Annotated in this window: 14 protein-coding genes and 1 pseudogene; 5 read left to right on the top strand and 10 right to left on the bottom strand. The window is 47.3% G+C overall.

Annotation, left to right across the window (positions count from 1 at the left end):
- Positions 1 to 220: 220 nt before the first annotated feature.
- The 6 genes from ACSTTG_RS05190 to ACSTTG_RS05165 all read right to left on the bottom strand — a co-directional run bounded on the left by ACSTTG_RS05190 (position 221) and on the right by ACSTTG_RS05165 (position 6,325).
- Positions 221 to 1,411 carry a quaternary amine ABC transporter ATP-binding protein gene (locus ACSTTG_RS05190; RefSeq protein ID WP_438473991.1) on the bottom strand — a complete coding sequence of 397 codons (1,191 nt, stop codon included), beginning with the start codon at positions 1,409 to 1,411 and terminating at the stop codon, positions 221 to 223.
- Entirely contained in the window at positions 1,404 to 2,303 is a 900-nt protein-coding gene (locus ACSTTG_RS05185; protein ID WP_438458268.1) for an ABC transporter permease, read from the bottom strand. Before ACSTTG_RS05185 ends, ACSTTG_RS05190 begins: the two co-directional genes overlap by 8 nt.
- A gap of 70 nt (positions 2,304 to 2,373) precedes the next feature.
- Positions 2,374 to 3,357: an ABC transporter substrate-binding protein gene (locus ACSTTG_RS05180; RefSeq protein WP_438473990.1), complete on the bottom strand. Its 984-nt coding sequence runs from the start codon at positions 3,355 to 3,357 to the stop codon at positions 2,374 to 2,376.
- Positions 3,358 to 3,814: 457 nt separating this feature from the next.
- Positions 3,815 to 4,303 (bottom strand): MarR family winged helix-turn-helix transcriptional regulator, encoded by a 489-nt coding sequence (locus tag ACSTTG_RS05175; protein ID WP_438458270.1) that lies wholly within the window; start codon positions 4,301 to 4,303, stop codon positions 3,815 to 3,817.
- A gap of 210 nt (positions 4,304 to 4,513) precedes the next feature.
- On the bottom strand, positions 4,514 to 5,149 hold the full coding sequence (locus ACSTTG_RS05170) for a sugar O-acetyltransferase (RefSeq protein ID WP_438458271.1): 636 nt from the start codon (positions 5,147 to 5,149) through the stop codon (positions 4,514 to 4,516).
- Between the two features lie 90 nt (positions 5,150 to 5,239).
- Positions 5,240 to 6,325: an AbrB family transcriptional regulator gene (locus ACSTTG_RS05165; protein WP_438458272.1), complete on the bottom strand. Its 1,086-nt coding sequence runs from the start codon at positions 6,323 to 6,325 to the stop codon at positions 5,240 to 5,242.
- Between the two features lie 430 nt (positions 6,326 to 6,755).
- On the opposite strand from ACSTTG_RS05165, the pseudogene ACSTTG_RS05160 reads away from it, so the two are divergent.
- Positions 6,756 to 8,114 (top strand): annotated as a pseudogene (locus ACSTTG_RS05160) (aldehyde dehydrogenase family protein); the annotation flags it as partial.
- Between the two features lie 389 nt (positions 8,115 to 8,503).
- The gene (gene ovoA / locus ACSTTG_RS05155) at positions 8,504 to 10,621 is read left to right on the top strand and encodes a 5-histidylcysteine sulfoxide synthase (RefSeq protein WP_438473989.1); all 2,118 of its coding nucleotides are present in this window, start codon (positions 8,504 to 8,506) and stop codon (positions 10,619 to 10,621) included.
- A 55-nt stretch (positions 10,622 to 10,676) separates the two neighbouring features.
- Here the strand turns inward: ovoA and ACSTTG_RS05150 are convergent, their stop codons facing one another.
- Complete coding sequence (locus ACSTTG_RS05150; RefSeq protein WP_438458274.1) at positions 10,677 to 11,615, bottom strand: LysR substrate-binding domain-containing protein; 939 nt, start codon at positions 11,613 to 11,615, stop codon at positions 10,677 to 10,679.
- Positions 11,616 to 11,802: 187 nt separating this feature from the next.
- Positions 11,803 to 13,200: an FAD-dependent oxidoreductase gene (locus tag ACSTTG_RS05145; protein ID WP_438474473.1), complete on the bottom strand. Its 1,398-nt coding sequence runs from the start codon at positions 13,198 to 13,200 to the stop codon at positions 11,803 to 11,805.
- A gap of 239 nt (positions 13,201 to 13,439) precedes the next feature.
- Between ACSTTG_RS05145 and ACSTTG_RS05140 the strand changes: the two genes are divergently transcribed.
- Positions 13,440 to 15,584 (top strand): alkaline phosphatase family protein, encoded by a 2,145-nt coding sequence (locus ACSTTG_RS05140; protein WP_438473988.1) that lies wholly within the window; start codon positions 13,440 to 13,442, stop codon positions 15,582 to 15,584.
- A 439-nt stretch (positions 15,585 to 16,023) separates the two neighbouring features.
- Positions 16,024 to 16,725, top strand: coding sequence for a hypothetical protein (locus tag ACSTTG_RS05135; RefSeq protein ID WP_438458276.1), 702 nt, complete (start codon positions 16,024 to 16,026; stop codon positions 16,723 to 16,725).
- Positions 16,726 to 16,873: 148 nt separating this feature from the next.
- Here the strand turns inward: ACSTTG_RS05135 and ACSTTG_RS05130 are convergent, their stop codons facing one another.
- A complete protein-coding gene (locus ACSTTG_RS05130; RefSeq protein WP_438458277.1) occupies positions 16,874 to 17,320 on the bottom strand; it encodes a PAS domain-containing protein in 447 nt (148 codons plus the stop codon).
- Between the two features lie 185 nt (positions 17,321 to 17,505).
- Here ACSTTG_RS05130 and ACSTTG_RS05125 point away from each other — a divergent pair, with 185 nt between their 5' ends.
- Positions 17,506 to 17,928: a globin family protein gene (locus tag ACSTTG_RS05125; protein ID WP_438458278.1), complete on the top strand. Its 423-nt coding sequence runs from the start codon at positions 17,506 to 17,508 to the stop codon at positions 17,926 to 17,928.
- Between the two features lie 34 nt (positions 17,929 to 17,962).
- On the opposite strand, the gene pilW is transcribed toward ACSTTG_RS05125, so the two are convergent.
- A complete protein-coding gene (gene pilW / locus ACSTTG_RS05120; protein ID WP_438473987.1) occupies positions 17,963 to 18,691 on the bottom strand; it encodes a type IV pilus biogenesis/stability protein PilW in 729 nt (242 codons plus the stop codon).
- Positions 18,692 to 18,779: the final 88 nt, after the last annotated feature.

Here is an 18,779-nt window from a genome sequence, read left to right as displayed (position 1 = left end):
CAGTTTATTAAGCTCGAGGCTTAGACATGTATCGAGGAGTACAGTTGAATTAACAGCTCCTAATCAAGCATGGCTCAAGAATGTCTGCGAATAGGTGTGAATATATAACGGCCAGTGAGTGAAGGTTATGCTTGGTATTAAGTTGGATTAAAGCCGTAAGGTAATGAATTAGGCAGGGGCAAAAACAAGGGAAGTAGAAAGCTTCCCTTGTTTGATGAGCTTAATGATGATTTTTTTCAGTAAAAAGGTCAGCGACGCACTCTTTTTCTAGCGCGCCTTTTAAGTTGCCCTCGTCATCGACTACCGGCAAAGAGTAATCAGAGGATATCGTATCAGTTAATACCTGTTCGATAACAGAATCGGGAGAGACGGTGGGGACTTCTTCGTACAAACTCGGCTCTATCGTTTCGATCGCGTTATTCTCAGCCGCTTCATTGAGACTCTCTTCGGTGATCACGCCTTGGTAGCCCTCATCCGTGACATGGTAGGCATAATCATGCTTGGTACGTTTCATTTGCGCTTGAGCTTCGGCGATGCTGGTGGTAGTGATACGCATTGATGGCTTTTTCATCACGTTCTCGACAGTTAACGCACGGGCTCGGTTGACGTCTTTAATGAATGCCTCAACGTAGTCGGTGGCTGGATTAAGTAAGATACTATCCGGCGTACCCTGTTGCACCATCTCACCGTCTTTAAGGATAGCGATGCGATCACCAAGGCGCAGAGCTTCATCGAGGTCATGGGTGATGAAAACAATGGTTTTGTGCAGCTTCTCTTGCAGCTCAATCAGCTGATCTTGCATCTCACTACGGATAAGAGGGTCGAGAGCCGAGAAGGCTTCGTCCATCAGCAAGATTTCTGCGTTAGTACATAAAGCGCGGGCCAACCCGACACGCTGCTGTTGTCCGCCTGAGAGCTGTGAAGGGTACTGTTGCTCGTAGCCCTTGAGTCCAACCGTGTCCATCCACTCTTGAGCGATACCTAAGCGTTTGGTTTTATCGACTTTCTGAATCTCCAACCCGTACGCAACATTATCGAGAACTTTACGATGGGGCAGTAAACCAAAACGTTGAAAAACCATCGACATCTTTTGTTGACGAAACTTCTCTAGCTCTTTCGCTGAGAGGTGCATGATATCGCTGCCTTCAACATCAATTTGACCAGCAGTCGGGTCAATCAAGCGGTTAAAGTGGCGAATTAAGGTTGACTTGCCTGAGCCAGATAACCCCATAATAACGAAGATCTCACCCTTGAAAATTTCCAAATTAATGTCTTTCAAGCCCACAGTATGAGCGGTTTCCTCTAGGACTTGGTCTTTGGTTTTTCCCGTTTTGACCAGTGGTAAGATCTTTTGTGGCGTTGGGCCAAAGATCTTGTACAACCCGGTAATCTTGATCAGTGGCTTAGTCATGGTGCTGATTCCCTAAATACGCTTGAGTTCGTTTTGCATACGCCTGAGAGGCGCGATCAAAGAGTATCGCCAGTGCGACAATCGCAAAGCCATTCAGAAGTCCAAGGGTAAAGTATTGATTAGTAATTGAGCGCAGTACTGGCTGACCCAGTCCTTTAACGCCAATCATAGAGGCAATAACCACCATGGATAGTGACATCATAATGGTCTGGTTAATCCCCGCCATGATGGTAGGCATCGCCAGGGGTAACTGAACACCAGTTAGTCGCTGCCACTTACTGGCACCAAACGCGGTTGCCGCTTCCATGACTTCTTTATCGACCAGTCTGATCCCAAGGTTTGTTAGACGGATCACGGGTGGAATGGCGTAGATAATAACGGCGATAAGGCCGGGAATCTTACCAATCCCAAGCAGCATCACCACTGGGATAAGGTAGACAAATGCTGGCATGGTTTGCATGATATCTAGGATTGGTGTGACGAACGCTTGGACTCGATCGGAGCGCGCCATCGCGACACCAATTGGAATGCCGATGACAATGGCAAGCAAGGTACAGACGGTAATGATGCTCAAGGTACGCATCGTGTCGTCCCACATGCCGAAGTAGCCAATCAGTAGCAGTGATACCACGCAGGCTATCGAGAGTTTGATAGAACGACTGGCAGCGTAAACAAGGCCAGTACAGGCGATTAACACAAGCCACCAAGGTGTACTGAGGAGTGTTTTTTCAAACCAAACCAGAAAGGTAAGAAGTGGGTCGAATAGGGACTCGATAAAGTCGCCATACTCACGAGAAAATTCTTTATAGGCACCATCTAAGGTTTTGCGTATCCCACGCAATGTTGAGCGATCCATCTCGGGAAAGCTCGTTAACCAACTACTACTGGCCATTATACATTCCTATGCTTATCCTAAGCCGCACTGAGGTTGGGGCTTAGGAATAGTAATTTGAAAGGGTAGGTTAAAGCTGATCAGCCACTTTCTCAGCCACCGCTTCTGGTAGCCAGGCTTTCCAGATTGACGGATAGTTTTCAAGCACATGGTACATAGCGTCTTCAGAATCGGCTTGCTCGTCTTCCATCCAAGCCAACAGGCTGTTCATCTGCGCATTAGTGAAGCTGCGCTTGGCTAGATATTCCATCACCATCGGGTTTTTGCTTGAGAAGTCAGTGACGACATAGGTTTTCACTGGGGAGGCTGGGTACATGCTTACTGTAGGCTCAGTACAATCTTCGCTGCTGATACAGTCAAGGAACGCCTGCTCGTCGACACCTGAGCCAAAGTCGACTTTGACCATTTCATATTTACCCAAGATAGCGGTGGGTGCCCAGTAATAACCAAACCAGCCTTCTTCGCGCTCATAGGCTTTAGCAATGATACCCGATTGTCCCGCCGCTGAGCCTGGGTCAATCAATTCAAAGCCAGCTTCCTCTAGCTCAAGCGCATCAAACAGATTGCGTGATGAGATCTGGCATCCCCAACCCGCAGGACAGCCATAGAATGCTGAGAGAGAGGGGTTTTCGGGGTGGCGGAATAGTTTAGCGTGCTTTTTCACCCCTTCAATTGTGCTCAGCTCAGGGTATTGTTCGACCATGTAAGCCGGAACCCAGAATGCCTCTTCACCCCCGTCGGAGAGTGAATCACCGACATAAGCAATTCGTCCTTCTTCAACCCCGGCTTCAATCAGGTCTGGCACCGCGTTGGTCCACATTTCAGGGGCGATGTCAGGCTGTCCTTTTTCAACCATTGAGGTTGCCGTTGGCATGGTATCGCCCGGGACTAACTCGGAGTCACAGCCATAGCCATGTTCAAGGATAAATCGGTCAAGGTTGGCGATAACACTGGCGGAGTTCCAGTTCATATCAGCGATGGTTACAGAACCACATTCATTGGCTTGCGCCGTAGTGGTTGCAGCAAGGGCGAGAAGTGCGAAATTCCATTTCATATTACATTTCTTCCTAATATTAATAATTGATTGCTAACTAAAGCATACAAAATATTTACTTAGACCTCAAACTAGTTATTAACCGCACCTTCGATTGCATTTGAACACAGTCTTGAGATATATCACACTTTGAATTAGTGATTCCTTTATTAACTTGCTGATTTTAAACACTTTTTGTGATTTGTAAGGACGTGTTGCAAACAAAGGATATACCAATGAAATCAATCAAATTAGTTTTAACTCTAAACTAATTGTTTTGCGTAGTTTTGGCCGCTTTGTCTGGGCTACATAACAATCGTTGGGAGTGGCATGTCTGCCTTGAAAAAATTAGTTGAGTGTTAAATTTGTCGGGGGCGAGTGGGTGTTAAGATAGGGTTGTGACTAGAGGGTTAGATTGATTGGTAAGCCCCCTTGGTAGAGAGCTTAAGCTAGCACTAATTTACTTAGAGGCGTGGTTTTACTCGGAGGTATGGTTTGGATCAGTGATGTTACCGAGCTCCAACACTGGCGCGGCATCGTAACGCTCTGCATTCATCATGCTGGCCAAGCGTTGGACGGACGAGAGCAGCAGAGTTTGTTCCCATTCTTGGAGGTTTTGAAACTCGCTGATGAAGTGATCTTGCAGCGGCATTGGTGCTGAGTCGAGCAGTTGCAGCCCTTTGTCCGTCAGGCTAGCGTGGACTTTACGCTTATCGGTGGTACTGCGCATACGAACCACCAATTGATTGCGCTCTAATCGGTCTAAGATAATTGTTGTGGTCGCAGAGCTCATGTTGGTGTGCTCGGCCAACTGACGAAGATTGACATCTCCTAACTCTCTAATCGCGCGCATTAGGATCAGTTGTGGTCCGGTCAATCCCGCTTCTTTACTGAGCTTTTTTGAGTGTAGATCGATGGCTCGAATAATTTGTCTCACCGAGACTAGGACCTCTTCGTGTTTTTCCAAAGTAAGACCTTTTTTACTGTATGAACATGGGCCAGAAGTTAACTGACTTTTGGTCGGTTTAAAAGCGTAACCGATCAGTTTTGTCGGATGAAAGCCGTTTTCATTGTGATAGAAATGTTTAAAAACAACGATCTGCCTCAAGCCAAAAGGAAAATTGCAGCGCATTTAGCGTCAGTCAAATTTTCTGTCCTGTTGTTATGGCGTTTACCGCTAGCGAAACTCGGCATAGTTTGCTTTGATCTTCTCATCACTTGGAATCTCACCGTGGTCGATGGCTCTGATAATCCGACAGGGGTTTCCTAGCGCTAATACACCGGCAGGGATATCCTTGTTAACAACGCTGCCCGCGCCGATAACGCTGTTGTCACCAATGTTCACGCCAGGGAGTATGATAGCGCCTGCACCAATCCAAACTCGGTCACCAATGGTTATCGGTTCACCGGCAATATGGGGAACTAAGCGCTCTTGCAGGGCAAGTGGGTGCGTTGAGGCTAGCAGCTGAACATTGGGGCCTATCATGACAAAATTGCCAATACGAATCGGCGCGATATCAAGTGCGACGAGATTGGTATTGATAAAGCCACCCTCACCAAGAACCAAATTGGTACCAATATCGCAGAAAAGCGGGGGGACAATTTGAGTACTGCAGGGGCGGCCAAGAATCTGCGTAAGTAGAGATTGTCGTTTGTCTGTTTCACCGGGACGGGTATGGTTAAAATCGTAGAGGTGCTCGCGCATCGTCAATTGGGCGTCGAGCAAGGACCTCTCGAGCGAGCCATGAACAGAAAACTCTTCCAAGTGTTTTTCACTGACCAAAGCATTCATCCTTATATCAATAATTTGCATAACCCACTTACGGTGCGATCAATTACAAACATTATCAATATCTTGGCATGAAAAGTGTGCTTTATAACGGAGCGTTTCAAACAGATAGCGTTACGCTTCGTGGTTTTGACCAATCTCCTTGGCGGGCAAGATAAACCCGATTGCAAGTGGCGCGAGATTGAGTATGAACAGCCGAATAACGTGGTTAATCATCACAAAGGCCGGTGACATAGCAAAGGTTAAGGCAATCGTGGTCATGGCTTCGACGTTTCCGGGCACCCAGGCAAGAATAAGCACTGGCCAATCGATACCCAACAGATAGCTAGCAACGAAGGCGGTTAAAATCGTTACCGAGACACTCAAGCTCGTGACAATAAGTCCTGCTCTGGCGTAACGCCATGCCTCAGTGATCTTGACTGCGGTTAGTTTTATACCGATCACTGCACCTAAAATGGCGGTTGATACCTCAAGCAAAAAGTCAGGTACGATCAATTGAACGTGGTCAAATACCGAACCAAAACCGATTGAAATGGTGAGTGAACAAACCAAGAAAGGCGCCGGAATATTCAGCTTGTCTGCGGCCCATCCACAGAGTAAGGCAACGACAGTGACTAGGCAAAGCCAAGCCCAATCGACAGGCATCTCAGTGGCTAACTGCGGCTCAGTAGTAACCCCTTGCGGCACGACATTGAGGGAAATCACCGCTGCAAGGCAAACTAAAAGCACTAAACGGACAGAATGCGCAAAGATGACTTTCGGTGAGGGGGTGTGGTAGCGCCCTGATAGGGAGAGTAACGCCGACAGTGCGCCGGGAATTGCGCCCATCAAGCTGTCACCGAGCGACCATTTTTCAGCGCGATACAGCCAAAAGAATCCCAGGCTAATTTGTATCGATAGGCACACTAGCAATCCAAGGAAGACGGGAACACTGATGGTGTCGACGATGGTAGAGAGGCGAGCAATTGAGCCGACACCAAGGCCGAGGATCAATTGGATAACGATAATCGAGCCTTTTGGCAAGGTCATTGGTTGGACTAGTTTAGGTCTACCTTGTTCTAACCGTTTACTATTTAAGGTGTTTATCAGTTGAGCGACCAAGACGACGAAGAGAATAGAGCCAAACAAGCTTCCCATAGGAAGGCCGCTCACTTTGCCGATTAACGCCCCCAACGTGGTTGAAAACACCGTTATCCACATCGTACCCGTACCCCGTATCATTGATCACAAGGCTAGAGTACCACTATGTAAGCTTCTGGCGTAAATGAATTTTATACTCTTTAAGTGGTTAACAAGGGCGCATAAGCCACGCCCAATGCTAAAACTTTGAGCTGATCAGCATGCCAATGAGCACGTTGCGTTTTCGAGATTGATAAAGGCAATTCAATTTGAAGGCTCAGCATAAATATCTGTTTTGATTAATTTTTTAGTATTAAGTAATTATTAAAAAATTAAAAATATTCTGATCTATCACATGAACTTGGAATCAATATCTCAGTGTGGTGAATGGTCGATTAAAAATGAGATCTAGATCTTTCCTTTGCAATAAATTCGCTTTAATTTCATGACCTTACATTTTGGTAATGTATCAGTATTACCGTTTGGTATTTTGTATATTTAAGGTGTCATTATGCAACAGTCACAGTTTCCAGAGCTCGATGCTCTCGTATCACAGGTCAAACATGCACAGGAGCAATTCGCTACCTATACACAACAGCAAGTTGACGAGATTTTTCGCGCTGCGGCGCTAGCAGCGTATCAAGCCAGTACACATTTGGCCGAGCAAGCAGTTGAAGAGTCTGGAATGGGCATCGTCCATGATAAAATCATCAAGAATCAGTTTGCCTCTGAGTACGTGTACGATCAGTACAAGAATGAAAAGACCTGCGACATCATCGAAGAGAACAAGTTTCACAACTCGATGACCATTGCAGACCCTGTCGGGGTAATTTGTGGCGTGATCCCAACCACCAACCCAACCTCAACTGCCATCTTTAAATCACTTATTTCACTCAAAACGCGTAATGGCATCATCTTTTCACCCCACCCAAGAGCCAAAGAGTCAACTAACCGTGCGGCGCGCGTAGTGCTGGAAGCGGCGGTAGCGGCAGGCGCGCCTGAGGGGATTATTGGCTGGGTGGACCAACCATCGCTTGAATTGTCAAATGCCTTAATGACGCACAAAGATATTAGCTTGATTCTCGCCACGGGTGGGCCGGGTATGGTGAAGGCTGCTTATTCATCAGGCAAGCCTGCACTGGGAGTTGGCGCGGGTAATGTACCAGTTGTAATTGACGAGTCTGCCGATGTTGAGCATGCGGTTGAGTCAATCATCAAGTCCAAAACCTTTGATAACGGTGTGGTTTGCGCGTCAGAGCAGGCGGCTATCGTGGTCGAGAGCGCATATGATGAGGTTAAGGCTGCGTTGGTCAAGCATCAATGTTATCTATTGGATGCCGATGAAGCAGAGAAGGTGCGCGGAGTATTGCGAGTGGAAGGTCACTTGAATCCCAACGTTGTTGGTCAATCTGCTTACCAAATTGCGCGCATGGCAGACATTAACGTTGCCCCTGAGACAAGAGTATTGGTTGGTGAGGGGCTTGGCAAAGTCTGCTCTTCTGATGCATTTGCACACGAGAAACTCTCGCCAACCCTGGGATTATTTAAAGCCGATAACTTTGAAGACGCCGTTGACCAAGCAATTAGCATGGTAGAACTTGGTGGCATTGGTCATACGTCGGGCCTTTATACCAATGAAAATACCCACCCTGAGCGAGTACGCTATTTTGGTAAGAAGCTAAAAACTGTGCGTATTTTGGTCAATACTCCAACATCTCAGGGCGCGATTGGTGGGATTTACAATACCATTATTCCACCGTCACTAACCTTGGGTTGTGGCACCTGGGGTGGTAACTCAATCTCAGAAAACGTTGGCCCTAAACACCTGATTAACCGCAAAATTGTTGCCTCACCGCTCGAGGAGCGCTTAGTGCAACAGCAGGTGGCGAACTCGCCGTTTGATCTTGAAGAAGAAGTGGTTCGCAGCGGAACCGAAGGGTAAAATAAAGAGGCGAGAAGCGAGATCGCGTTGCTGCGAGAGGCGAGTGCTGGTCGTGGTGGTGTCGAGTTGCTCGTCTCAACTCTTACCTCAGAGCCGTGGTTTGCTTAGTGGGGGGCACGGCTCAATTTCCCTTTAAACTATACTGTTATTTTGAACTATGTCTTGGTCGAGGACGTAAGTAGGCGTTATTCATCTTGGGCGGGGAGCACCAGAGCGGCAATATTTTTTTGCTAAGCGCTGATAAGCCTTCTAACTTAATGATAATACGAAGTTATTTTGCGCATTTGTTTATACGACCAGACAACGGGACGACAGTAATGGCACTTCCTACTCATATGTACCATCCGACTATCCGCCTCAATGGTGATAGTTGCCAGGCAAAACGCGACGAGATCAAAGCCTACTTCCAACAGACCTATAACCTCTACGAGTCCTTGTTCGAGACCATTGCGAATGACGAAGCGTACTATGTTAAAGCTGAACCTCTACGCCATCCATTGGTGTTTTATTTTGGCCACACGGCGTGCTTTTTTATTAATAAACTCAAGCTTGCTCAGCAGATTACCGATAGAGTCAATCCAGCATTTGAGTCGATGTTTGCTATTGGGGTTGATGAAATGTCATGGGATGATCTCGATGAGCGTAATTACGACTGGCCGAGCGTCGATGAGGTTAGGCAGTATCGTGACCAAGTTCGAGAAGTTGTCAATACGGTTATCGACACCATGCCGCTCAGCCTGCCGATAACGCAAAGCGATCCCGCTTGGGTGATTTTAATGGGGATTGAGCATGAGCGTATTCATCTTGAGACCTCGTCGGTGATCATTCGCCAGTTGCCACTAGAGTCAGTGGTTAGGCACGATGCTTGGACAGCCTGTGATACGTTTGGGCCTGCGCCGGACAACCAGTTGGTCTCGATTGGTGCAGCCGATGTAACGCTTGGCAAAGCTGAGAGTGATGACACCTATGGCTGGGATAACGAGTACGGCCAACTTGAGGTGCATGTGCCCGAGTTCCAAACCAGTCAATACCTGGTCAGTAACCAAGAGTTCTTGCAGTTTGTCGAGGCGCAAGGTTACCAGAGTGCAAAATACTGGGATGAAGAGGGTCAGCAGTGGCTGAGGTTTACGCAGGCGAAAATGCCGCGATTTTGGCGCTACCGAGATGGGCAGTATTGGCAACGTAACTTGACCCAAGAGGTACCGCTACCAATGAATTGGCCAGTCGAGGTCAATCAACTCGAAGCACAAGCATTTTGCCGCTGGAAAGCGGAGCAGCTAGGGCAAACAGTGCGCCTTCCCTCTGAGAGTGAATGGTATGTCCTGCGCCAGCGCGTTGCCGGTGATGGTGTTGATTGGCAGCAAGCACCAGGAAATATCGCTTTGAATCACTTTGCGTCTTCCGCTCCTGTTGATCAGTTCGAACATCAGGGTGTGTATGATGTCGTGGGCAATGTCTGGCAATGGACGCAAACGCCAATCGATGGGTTGAACGGTTTCGATGTTCACCCGCTTTATGATGACTTCTCAACGCCGACGTTTGATGGCAAACACAACCTGATCAAGGGTGGGTCATGGATCTCAACCGGTAATGAAGCTCAGCAGTCCTCGCGTTATGCTTTTCGCCGCCATTTTTATCAGCATGCGGGCCTGCGTTATGTGGTGTCAGAGCAAGAGCCTCAGGCGCAAAAATCGGTCAATGTGTATGAGACTGATGAGCTGGTCTCTCAATACCTCGAGTTTCATTATGGTAAGCGTTACTTTAACGTTGATAACTTCTCTGTCAGTCTGGTGGAGCAGATCTTATCAGCGCATAACTTCACTAATAGAGCCAAAGCGCTCGATCTTGGATGCTCTGTCGGGCGGGCAAGTTTTGAATTGGCTAAACACTTTGAGAAGGTCGATGGAATTGATTTCTCTGCGCGCTTTATCCAGCAGGCCTATGCCTTGAGTGAGCGGGGACATACTCGATATACCATTCCTACCGAGGGTGACTTGGTTGAGTTTAAAGCGGTGAATCTAGACGAGCTTGGGTATGGTAAAACAGAGTGTGAGCGTATCCATTTTGCCCAAGGTGATGCGTGTAATCTTAAGCCCCAGTTTAGTGGTTATGATCTCGTCTTAGCCGCTAATTTAATCGACCGGTTGAGTGATCCCCACAAGTTCTTGGACCTGATTAACCATAGGCTAAACCAAGGCGGTATCTTGGCTATCGCTTCACCTTACACTTGGCTTGAAGAGTACACGCCGAAACCAAATTGGGTCGGGGGAATCAAGATCAATGGTGAGAACCAAACCACACTAGAGGGTTTGACCGAGGCGCTGCACCCGCGCTTTGTATTGGTGAGTGTCATTGATGTGCCGTTTGTGATCCGTGAAACTCAACGCAAATTCCAACACACTATCTCACAGCTGTCGATCTGGCAAAAACGTTGATCTTCGCGCGAGCTTGTCAAACACACCACAGTGCGCAAGGCGTATTGTGGTGTGCCTACTTCAACATGTCACAGGTTTGCAGCCAATCTCGAAATGCGGCAATTTTGGCTTGGTTGTGATGGTTGGTATTATTTATCAAATAATGCTGACTTTGGCTTGGCATCTTGGTGGCGTGAGCCAAGGCAAGCGTGCCTTGTTTGAGCGCATCCTCAACTAAAATCGATTTGGCGAGCAGCATTCCAAGGCCTTGTACTGCCGCTTCAACCGATAACTGCGTGCTATCAAACTGCATAATCGGCTCGGAGAACGGCAGGCAATGATCGACGAGGTGAAACCAATCTCGCCAGCCTTGGTTGTAACCCAAGGTGGCTATCTTAGGAAACTGAGCAATCGCCTCGATGCCCAAGGTAAAATCGTGTTTGTTAATGAATTGAGGACTGGCGACTACGCACCATTCTTCGATAGAGCACAGCGGCTCGTATGAGCTACCACTCCAATTGCCATACCCATTGACAATCTCGATATCGACGGTGTTGTTGTTGCTCGGATAAAGATTGGTGGTTGAATAGAACTGCAGAGAAAAATCAGGGTAGCGGCGGTGGAAATCCGCCAGACGCGGCAAAAGCCAAGTGTGGCAGAAGCTTTGCGCGACTCGAATGGTCAGGGTCTGTTTTTTCTTTTTGCCAAATAAATGGTCGGTGCCGAGCGAAAGGTGATCGAACGTATCGGTGAGCAGCGGCAAATAGTGCAGCGCCTGCTCAGTTGGGTGCAGTTTGGTGCCGATACGCTCAAAAAGTTTAGAGTCTAAGAATTGCTCAAGCAGCTTGATTTGCTGGCTGACCGCAGCGCGGCTGACATTGAGCTCCTCAGCCGCGGCAGAAAAACTTTTATGTCTGGCGGCCGCTTCAAACGCTCTTAATGCCTTAAAAGGGGGGATACGTCTTTGGCTGTGGGCAACTTGGGGAGTGTTGAAGTTCATTCGATAGCTTTTCACGCGATAGGTCTTCCCTCGTTGTATTGTGTTTGTGTTAAAAATTGATGAATCAGGGCAATTTAACTTGCCCTGATAGGGGAAAGGCTGCGCAGTTAGGTGCTGGGCTTGAGGCTGCTTGAGTTGACACTGTGCAAGTTAGCTGAGCTGGATTTTACTCCTTTAGACTAATTCAAATTCTCTATCCACCTTAACCTTTGTCGGCTTTACCGGCAGGGCCAGCTAGCTTAGCGAGGAGCTTGTCGACCAAAAAAGGCTTCTTCTCGTTCTGCTCGGCGGTCTCTTTACGGCGTACGGCGTTGCGTACCATCATCGCACCGATCCAGCGAAATGGCTCGGGAGGGAAATGACCGCGTGGTCCTTGCGCCATGCCGCTGCGGGTGTATTGATTATCCTCTTCAAGCACCAAACTCGAGAGAATTTTGCCGCCGATCCGTGTTTGTGCAACGCCGTTACCGGAGTATCCTAAGCCGTAAACGATATGAGAGTGGCCGCGCAGCGTGCCAAAGAACGGCAAGCCCGTTACTGAGCGGTCAGAGCCACCTGACCAAGAGTGCTCAATGTCGTTTGCCGATAGCTCGGGAAACAGCCAGCAAAAACTCTTCTTGAGTAAGTCGAGGTACGGCGTATAGGACTTGAACATCGCATCTACCTTGTTACCAAACGAGAAGCGATTGCCGCCTTTACCGAGCATCACGCGTCCATCTTCGGTATCACGGTAGTAGTGGACAAATATACGCGAATCAACCACGGTAACCCCTTTCGCCGGTCCCTTGTGTTCAAGACGCCGCTGAATTGGCTTACTCAAAACCATATCTGAAGAAACCACCACAATAGAGTGTTTAAATTCACTAAACTGATCGAGCATCCATGCGTTAGTCGCCAGGATCACTTTGTTGGCAGTGACGGTGGCGTTAGTCGTCACAAGCTTAGCTGGCTGTGTCTCAATCAGTTTCTCCATCGCAGTTTGCTCATAGATTTCGACGCCAAGCTCAAGCGCGACGCGCTTGAGGCCAAAGGCGAGTTTAGCCGGTTGCACACTCCCAGCTGCTGGTGAGAACAGCGCTTGTTGATGCACCTCTGAGCCAGTCTTTTCAGCGATAGACTCTGTGGCTACGGCTTGCCAGCTATTAATCCCTTGCTTGTCGAGTTCTGAGACCACAGGAGCCATCGAATCGAGTTGAGCAGTGTTCGTCGCGGTATAGTAAGTGCCGTTGGTGTAAAGGTCGGCATCGATAGCGTGCTGATCGCAAAACTGCCGTATCTCATCAATGACCTGCTCAGACTCAGCAACCAACCAGCGCGCCTCCTGCTCGCCATAAAGTTTCTTTAACGTTGGGTACTTCGTCGCCCAAGTAAGTAAACAGCCGCCGTTAAACCCCGATGCGCCAGAGCCACACAGGTCTCTCTCTAGGATTGCCACGCGAAGTTGAGGTTGCTTCTGTTTCAGTAAGATAGCGCTCCAAAGTCCCGTATATCCGCCACCGACGATAGCGACATCGACATGGATATCTTGTTTAAGAGGTGTTGCGGTTTGTGGGTCACGCTTGAGTGCGTCATTTAGCCAATAGCTGTAGTTGCCCGCCATGGTATGGGTTCCGGTTGATTTTCGTGGGCTTAGATTAATACCAATTGGAAAAATCATGGCGTTAGAAATTCTTAACAAGCGAGCAAGTGTAGCTACCCCACATGACTAGCTTTATTCATTCATGTGCACAAGTGAGTTTTGGTTTCGGCTTTGGTTAGAAAAGCTATCCAGGCTTGAAACATACTTGAAATGCTTGATTCATAACCTTAAAACCACCTCAACAAGATGGAATTAAAGTCATGTATAAAAAAACAAAATTGGCAAATAGCATTGCCTTAGTGCTGCTAGTGGCGGGTTGTAATAGTTCGTCAGATAAACAGGACCCTCAGCCGGTGGACAAACAACGTAAGTCTTTAATGGTGATGATTGATGGCACTCGCTACGAGGCGTTGCTCAACGCTTCAACACCCAACCTTGATCAGTTGACTATCCAACAAGCCTACACTGGTGGGATTTCTGGTACTTTATCACAGTCGGGTACGAGTACCGTCGAGGGTGAGTCAACCTTATGGACAGGAAGCTGGCATACTATCCAAAAATCAGGTGAAAACGGCTTTAAGACAGTTTGGCAGCACATCAAAGAGGATAAAGAGTCTTTCCAGATAGGCCTGTACCCGAACTGGCCAATATTTGATTACGTCAGTTTTGACCTAAGTAGCATTGAGAAACAGCATGCTTTTCGTACTGGAACGGACCGTGCAGCTGAGCATGAAAACAGCTTGGTGGTAGCGGAGAAAATTCTCTCGGGAGAATATGACTCACTCTTTACTACGATTGATATGGTTGATTACTCGGGGCACTGTAACTACGGAAATAGTGGTGGTGCTTGGTCCGATGCTTATGTGCAGACTATCGAGGAGGCTGATACGATTTTTGGTTACATGCTTGATGCAATTGAACAGCGCGAAGCAGAGCATGACGAGGAATGGCTGATTTTGGTCGCTCCAGATCATGGCTTTAATCGCCAAAAGGACAATGGTTCTGTTGATTGTGCTCACGGCTCACAAGACATCGATGCGAAGAAAATTTGGGTCGCAGCCAGTCATGAAACCTTGCTTAATGAGCAGTTTACTCAGCCGTTGGAGGTAGTGGGGAACCGAGAAAAGGACGGGATTTACCGTTATGTTGCCCAGACGGATGTCACACCCACATTGCTAGCTTGGCATCAAGTTGATATTCAACCCGAATGGGAAATCGAAGGAACGCCACTAATCGGGGATATTGGTGTGCGTGGTCTGTTTGCAGAAACGGATCCAAACTCAAACAAGCTTGAGCTTCAGTTTACGCCATCCAATGATCTTCCAGTGCACGTGATGATGAATGGCAGCGAGGTTAAAGTGATTGATGATGCCGTAAAGGGTGAGCTTTACACTTATGTTCCTGAGAACCTTGATCTTGAGCCGGGAAATCATCAAATTGTCTTTACGTTGATTAACAACCAAATTCCTAAATCAATTGTGGCTTCAGTGACCATTCTTGAAGATGTGGATTACGACGATTTGCCGTTCAGCGCCATCTCAAACCTGTACACCTTTAACGGAGAGTTAACCGAAAACGCCATTATCGGTGGCCAGGCACTGGAGACATCGGGTCAGCCGAACATAACGGCTGTTGCTGGAAAATACGATCAAGCGTTGCTTCACGTGCGTGAGTTTCACAATGACCTGTATTTTTCTGACGAGATCACCAATACAGATACCTTTAGCTTTTCGTTGTGGTTTGTTGGTGATGGTACTTCCTACGATCCCGCTGTACTGACAAATAAACGTTGGTCATCGGCAGCCGATGGTATGATCTTAGCTCAGTTAAATAACAGCCTTAAGCTGCAAGTTGGGGCCAATAATGAGGGAAGTTGTTGTTTTGTCCAGTTACCTTATGTTCCAACCACAGATATCGATAATCCTCAATGGAATCTGCTAGTGGCAAGCGTAGATAAAACCCAGCCATGGGCAAGTGGGGAAGGCTTTGGGGTGATGACCTTTGGTGTTTATGATGCCGAGGGTACCCTGCACTATGGCAGCGTTGACCTACATGACCCACGACATGAGACCATACATACAGGTTTGTCATGGTTGATTAACAACGATCATGCGCAGGGATACAACAATGGGCACGCCGCACTGATCGATGAGCTAGCGATTTGGCAGGGCGTCACTTTTAGTCCAGGAGCAGTAGTGGCGTTGGGGCAAGCGGAGCAATCAGTGATCGAAAAAGTGAATTCTGTTGCCGTTAATCAGAGTGAAGCTCAAGGTGTGAATGAAATTCTCTATTTGGGCGCTAAGCCGAACCTCACACAGCAAGAGCAGCGTGCTGAGGCCTTTTGGCAGCGTCGCAGACAAATGGAAGAGCTGCGTGCAGAGCTCAGCCAATATAATCGGCACTAACGAGTTCCTCTTCGTTAGTATTCAATAAGCGTTACGCATCGAATCAAGGCATCGTAAAATACAGTTGCGATGCCTTTTTGCAGAAAGGTCTAGTTAAGTGGCAATAATGGATTTTGGTTATGCTCTCATCACTGCCTATGTATCTCGGCAACCTATATTGGCCCAATGCGCTAACTTTGATGTTGTAAAATATTACAACATGCTGCAGTTTGTGTTGGGTGATATCATCATTTGTGTAGGTTGGTACGTTCAAATCTATTCAATTCACTGACGTCTATGTGATGAATTTAGCAGATTGAAGTAATAATCTGAGCTGGTATGTGATAATGATCATTCAAATATGCTTCATCGATTGATGTCTTAGATATTCTTGTATGACTATATGATGAGATTGGCAAATAGAATTGAAGCCATTACATAGAATAAGGATACTCAGATAATGCAAGTAACTAAAGTCGCTATTGCTGTCACTCTTTCAACGGGTTTGTTGTTGGGCTGTAGCTCAGGAGCCGTTACGTCGTCGAAATCAGCGCTATTCTCCTCATCTGCAACGACAGAAAACTTTGAATCTTACCCGGTGGGATCGCAAATTGATCAGGCAAACGCGGCCTACGCGGTTGCCAATGTGAACGGCAGTGATGTGATTGCGACCATTAGTGATGATCAGGCTAAGTCAGGGACAAAATCACTGTATCTGCTTGATAACAATGACACCACTAAACCTGTTGTTTCACGTGCCTTCACGGATGGGGCTGCTGAGAGTGGTTCGGTATCAACCTCTGTGTTTATTCCATCAGATGGCTATGTGAAATCAACCTACCTCTACTTGGGTAACTCGGCAGGCGCAGCCTCGGGTCAGCGCTTTACGGAAGTTGTTTTTGGCAAAAATGATGTCAGATTCCGTAATGAGGCTGGAGGCTTAGACAACCTGCAGCGCTACCAACAGGATACCTGGGTAGACGTGACCATTGCATGGCAGGGTACCGACGTCACCGTTACTGTCGATGGTAACGAGTATAGCGGTCTAAAAGCTCAGAATGCAGTGGGTGAGGCGCCAACCCTGTACGCACTGTATGTCGGCGATAATAGAGCCACGAACAACTTTAGCTACTTTGATGATATCGAATCTAACTTGTTTTAACTTTTCCAAGTGAGCAAATTAATTTTTAAGCGCTAGATAAAAGCCACCTTTGAAGTTTGCTAGTAACTAAAAGGGTGGCTTTTATGTAATCTCAGGAAGTCTGTTTTCCCCTAAGGATTTTTAGTCAGACTCTGCGGAAAACACTCGATTATTCACAGAGTAGATCGTCAAACTCAAAATCGGCATACTTCTTCAAAACCTTGAGTTCAAATTTCACATCGGGCTCTTCCGTCACGTCGAAAATAAATCCCATTAATTTTTCTGTTTCCCCATCTCGGCGATTAACATGAACAATATCTCGAATCCATCGATAGCTGCCGTCATCAGCCAGTGCGCGAAAGGTTGCCTCGTGATCGATGCCAAACAGTGATTGACTGGTACAAAAATCCACGACTTGCTCTCTCTCATCCGGGTGAATTCGTTCAGCCCAGCTGTATACATCGACCCAGGACTGGCTTGGCCAGCCAAGAATCTGCTCGATCACAGGTCCCATCAAGGTGAACTGTTTGTTTTCCCAATTTAATTCCCAGGGCGCTCCGGTAAAGAGGTTGGGTAAGACTTCAGAGAAGCATTCTAATTCGGAATCGGACATCATTGAGGTCTCCAGTGCTTGTGGTTTTAACAGCATGCTAGGACACAGAAAAGGCTTTACCCAGTTTAAACTCAATATGAAAGTTTAAATTGCAGCGAGGAAAAATGGCGTTAACGAGGGGTTTATTTCCTAAACTTAAGTTAAATCAGAGGTATGGATATGAACTCGATAATTGATAAGGAAGTCAAATGGATAATCGAGAAGTGTTTGAATTGAGTTTTGAGCGTTGCCGAGCTGACTCAGAGTTTCTTGTGCGCTTTTACCAGTTATTTATGAGTGTCGAGCCAAGATTAAAAAAGATGTTTAGTGGGACCGATATGGGTCAGCAAATCAAGATGTTGAATGCGGCAATGTTGATGCTTAGTAATGCCGCTGAAAACCCTCCGGTGGGCTTATTGGTCAAGCAACTTGCCCATCGCCACGATGAGCGCGGCATACGGTTGACGCCCGGTGATATTGATATTTGGCTTCATTGCTTACTTCTAGCTGTGGAAGATACCGATCCCTTATTTAATGATCAAATAGCCGCAGCGTGGAAAGACACCTTCGCGTTTGGCCTTGAGAGTCTGAAAAAACAGTGTATGCCGGTGGAGGGCAATGGGAGGGGTTAACCAAGCGCTCTTGATTCCTTGCGGATCTCTATTGTCATTGACTTGGTTTAAGGCTGTCGAGCTTTGATTGATAGTATTGCTGCATCGTACGGTTGTTATCCTGTGTTTCTAGCTCGACCAACAGCGTTAATGTATCTCGGCGTTGAGGTTGGAGTCGGTATACAGTAAGCAATCGCTGTCGAGCCAGCGATAACTCTCCTGACTCGATATCTAGTCTGGCTAACTGCAGGGCCGCGTCGATTCGATTAGGATCATGATCAAACACACGCTGAAAGTAGTGCCTAGCCTGGGTTTGATTGCCAGCTTTCAGTGAACATAACGCAGCATTCTCAAGTGTCACAACCGAAGCTGGATACGCTGAGGTGGCCAATGCTTGTTCTAATAAGGTCTTTGCATGCATATAGTCTCCATGGCGACACAGGTAATTCGCATAGTTGTTTAGTACATAACCATTATTGGGATGGCTTTTGTGGGCGCGATGGTATATGGCTTGTGCTTGCTGGGGTTCATTGACTTGCTCGAAATAATAGGCGAGCGCTAGTTGTGCCTTGTAGTAATCTGGAGCATGCTCAATCGCTAAAGAGAGGTTGTATTGCGCTTTTGGCATTTGTTGTTGGCGAATATAGCTCAGCCCCAGCGCGATACGGGCATCAGCTTGTTCATGCTTGACCGGATTTGATTGGTTGATAGCGTAACGGTCGGTTGTTGTACAAGCCACGAGCGAAAAGGGTATCGTGAGTAAAATTATCCGAAAGGTGTTCAATCGCCTTCTCCCTTAGCCGAATCTGATTGGCATGATTTGCTACTAATCAGTCTAGTGAAGGCACACGGTGAGCTATTTGATTACTGAT

It is taken from the genome of Vibrio glycogenivorans, assembly GCF_051660965.1.
Classification (GTDB): Bacteria; Pseudomonadota; Gammaproteobacteria; order Enterobacterales; family Vibrionaceae; genus Vibrio.
This window is presented reverse-complemented; position numbering and strand designations above follow the sequence as displayed.